The 3,087-nt window shown below is 63.2% G+C and carries 5 protein-coding genes; 1 reads left to right on the top strand and 4 read right to left on the bottom strand.

What is annotated here, in order from left to right:
• On the bottom strand, positions 1–265 hold a 265-nt coding region (locus EOA49_RS30845; protein ID WP_164749344.1), incomplete at its 3' end, for a dihydrofolate reductase.
• The gene (locus EOA49_RS30840; protein WP_127243561.1) at positions 265–1,278 is read right to left on the bottom strand and encodes a DUF4424 domain-containing protein; all 1,014 of its coding nucleotides are present in this window, start codon (positions 1,276–1,278) and stop codon (positions 265–267) included. The genes EOA49_RS30845 and EOA49_RS30840, both read right to left, overlap by 1 nt.
• Positions 1,279–1,455: 177 nt before the next feature.
• Here EOA49_RS30840 and cobF point away from each other — a divergent pair, with 177 nt between their 5' ends.
• Positions 1,456–2,229 carry a precorrin-6A synthase (deacetylating) gene (cobF, locus tag EOA49_RS30835; RefSeq protein WP_067323209.1) on the top strand — a complete coding sequence of 258 codons (774 nt, stop codon included), beginning with the start codon at positions 1,456–1,458 and terminating at the stop codon, positions 2,227–2,229.
• Between the two features lie 17 nt (positions 2,230–2,246).
• Here the strand turns inward: cobF and EOA49_RS30830 are convergent, their stop codons facing one another.
• Positions 2,247–2,588: a winged helix-turn-helix domain-containing protein gene (locus EOA49_RS30830; RefSeq protein ID WP_066990897.1), complete on the bottom strand. Its 342-nt coding sequence runs from the start codon at positions 2,586–2,588 to the stop codon at positions 2,247–2,249.
• 85 nt (positions 2,589–2,673) lie between these two features.
• The coding region (locus tag EOA49_RS33840; protein WP_245460850.1) for a TOBE domain-containing protein at positions 2,674–3,087 on the bottom strand (414 nt) is incomplete at its 5' end.

Below are 3,087 nucleotides of genomic sequence, written 5' to 3'. Positions count from 1 at the left end.
CCTTGGCCAGCGTGATGGCATCGTCGAGCGAATGGGCGACTTCGGTGCCCTCGGATCGCCAGTCTCTGGCTCGCGTCACCACGATGTTGAGCCTGCCGGGCAGGGGCCGGCCGATGCCCTCATAGGTCTTGCGGCCCATGATGATCGGCTTGCCCATCGTGTCGGCCTTGAAGCGTTTCAGGTCGCTGGAAAGCCGCCACGGCAGCCCGCCTTCGCGTCCGATCACGCCGTTCTCGGCAATGGCGACGTAGATCGCGATGTCCATCAGCCGCCGTTCCCACTATTGTCCGACGGCTCAAGCAGCAAGATGCCGATATCGTGCTCCGGATAAAAATCCTTGGCCGTCATCTCGAACGTCGTCGGACCGACCTTGCGGACATTGTCGCCACAGAAGGAGACCAGATTCTTTGGGCTGCCCTTGTCGATGGTGAGCTTGAAATTGCCGATACTGCCGGACGCCCAGTTGCCGCCGGTGGTCAGGATATATGCGATGCGGCTCTCGAAATATTTGGGATAGCCGTCGGGATTTTCCTTCGCTGCCTTGCGCACAGCGTTCTCGAACCCGCCGTCCATGCAGTAGCGGGTCTTGTAAGTGTCGTACTGCCCCTGGAACTTGCCGTCGTAATAGAAGCTGACCGATGACGTGCCGCCGACGCTCGGCTTGTAGCGGTGCGAGACATGGACTTGCTTGTTGGCCGGGAAGGTGGAGCGCCACCAATAGGTCGAGCGCAATTGCCAGAACGGCGCGTAGGCAGTTTGCATGCCCGAACCGTTGTCGGCGGTGTCTTCGATGATGATGCCGCGATCTTCCCAATCCTCCGCGACGTCCTTGGGCAGCTTTGCCAGCGCCGCCTTGGCGGCGTCGCCGAACGGATAGAGCGGCACGTCGTGCGCCTGGAGTTCCGCGGTGATGTCGATGCCCAGCGCGAACGCCTTTTGTTCGAGCTGCGGGTTGGCGTCGACGCCGTCGATCGTCACCTCGAAGCCGAGGAAATTGTCGCTCTGCGCTTCCGGGATCGCCGGCATCTCGTTCGGGTCGCCTTCGATGTCCGGCATCGGGAAGGCGACGATCGCGCTGACGTCCTTGTCGGTATTGTTGCGGAAAACGTAGTCGACGGTCACTTTTTCCGGCGAGATGAAGAGATCCTCGCTTTCCATGGCAACCGCATCGCTGCGCGACAGGATCAGCCCGCCGGTGCCAAGCTCGGCAACGGAATCGTTGGCGAAGGCAGGTGCAACCGAGAATGCCAGCGCTGCGGTCAGGATAGTGCGTAACATGGCTCCCCTCTCGACGGCATGACCGGGATCATGCGGGTGCGCTTCCATCTAGAGCAATTCCAGGAGAAGTAGCTAGAGGCGTTCAACGTTTCTGCCAATCGGTGGAAGTTTTGCGTTCCCGCATGCCTGCCTGCCCCCGTCTGGACACCGGCCGCCCGATCGGGCAGGAGGACGCCTATGCGCAAGCTTCTCGTCATCGGCATCGGGGCCGGCAATCCCGACCACATGACCGTACAGGCCATCAACGGCCTGAACCGGGCCGACGTGCTGTTCGTTCCCGACAAAGGCGCCAGAAAGAACGACCTCGCGGAACTCCGCCGGCAGATCTGCGACCGCTTCGTCACAAACCCGAAGTCGCGCCGCGTCGAATTCGACGTCCCGGTTCGGGCCGAGCCGACATCGTCCTATCGCGTGACCGTCGACGACTGGCACGAGGCGATCGCCGAAATCTATGAAGGGCTGATCCGCGACGAGCTTGCCGAGGACGGCTGCGGCGCGTTCCTGATTTGGGGCGACCCCTCGCTCTACGACAGCGCGCTGCGCATACTGGAGCGCGTGCGCCTGAGGGGCAATGTCGGTTTCGAGCTCGAGGTCATTCCGGGCATCACCGCGATCCAGGCGCTTGCCGCCGTCCACGCGACCGCGCTCAACCGCATCGGCGATTCGATCCTGGTCACCACCGGCCGCCGGCTGACTGAGGAAGGCCTGCCCGCGAATGCCGGAAGCACCGTTGTCATGCTGGACGGCAAGTGCGCCTTCAACACACTGGTCGATCAAGATGTTTTCATTCAGTGGGGCGCTTATCTCGGCACGGCGGACGAGATCATCCTTTCCGGCCGCCTCGGCGATGTCGGCGCCGAAATCGAGAAGGTCCGAGAGGAAGCTCGGCGCAAAAAGGGCTGGATCATGGACACCTATTTGCTCCGCAAGCCCGGGGAGCCGGAGGAATAGGCCCCTTACAGGCCCAATCAACCGGCGTCGATCTCGGCCTGCAACGCCTGCATATGTACGGCCGCCGCTGAAGCCGCCGCGCGCTCGATCGCTCTGAAACGGCTGACGACGGCGAGACCCACGGCGGTCAATTGCGCGCCGCCGCCTTTTCGGCCGCCGGTCTGCGCCGCCACCAGCGGCTTGCCGAACACCCGGTTCATGTCCTCGACCAGGTCCCAGGCATGCTTGTAGGACATCTCCATGCCGCGCGCCGCGGCCGAAATCGAGCCGAAAGCGGCGATCTGCTCCAACAATTCGATCTTGCCCGGACCAATTCGTCCGTCAGGGTCGAGATTTATCCGCAGGCTCAGCGATGGCATCCCTTGTCCTCTGCGATCATGTCGAGATTACCCTCTCCGCCGCCACATCGCTATTCCAAACCAACATAGCGATATTGCCCTTTCGTCAACCATCGGCCTCCACCGGCAGCCCAGCACCTGTCGTCGCGCTGTCAAAGCTCACCGTCTTGATCACCGCGAAGACCTCGCGGCCGAGCGCGAGCCGAAGGCTCTGCTTCGACTGTTCGGTGACGCGCGCCAGCACCGTTGCTCCGTTGCAGTCGATGGCGATCTCCACCGTAGGCCCGACGCCCGGCCTGACCGCGGCGATTTTGCCCGGCAGTATGTTGAGCGCGCTAAGACCCGACGGCTGTTCGGTCGCGATCATGACATCGCGGGCGCGGATGCGGAGCCGCACCAGAGCTCCCGCCGGGCGTGAAACGCGCGGCACGCGGATCTCGCCGGCCGGCGAGCCGAGCACAGTCATGCCGAAAGCCTCGTCGTGACGCAAAACCCTGGTGTCGAGCACCGCGCCGCCCTC

Source organism: Mesorhizobium sp. M1A.F.Ca.IN.020.04.1.1 (assembly GCF_003997315.1).
In the GTDB taxonomy this organism is placed as follows: Bacteria; Pseudomonadota; Alphaproteobacteria; order Rhizobiales; family Rhizobiaceae; genus Mesorhizobium.
Note: the sequence above shows the minus strand (reverse complement) of the source record. Positions and strands in the feature narration are given on the sequence as shown.

Coding starts and splice junctions, on each gene's coding strand:
- cobF (WP_067323209.1), top strand. CDS start 1,456: ATGCGCAAGCTTCTCGTCATCGGCATCGGGGCCGGCAATCCCGACCAC.
- EOA49_RS30830 (WP_066990897.1), bottom strand. CDS start 2,588: ATGCCATCGCTGAGCCTGCGGATAAATCTCGACCCTGACGGACGAATT.
- EOA49_RS30840 (WP_127243561.1), bottom strand. CDS start 1,278: ATGTTACGCACTATCCTGACCGCAGCGCTGGCATTCTCGGTTGCACCT.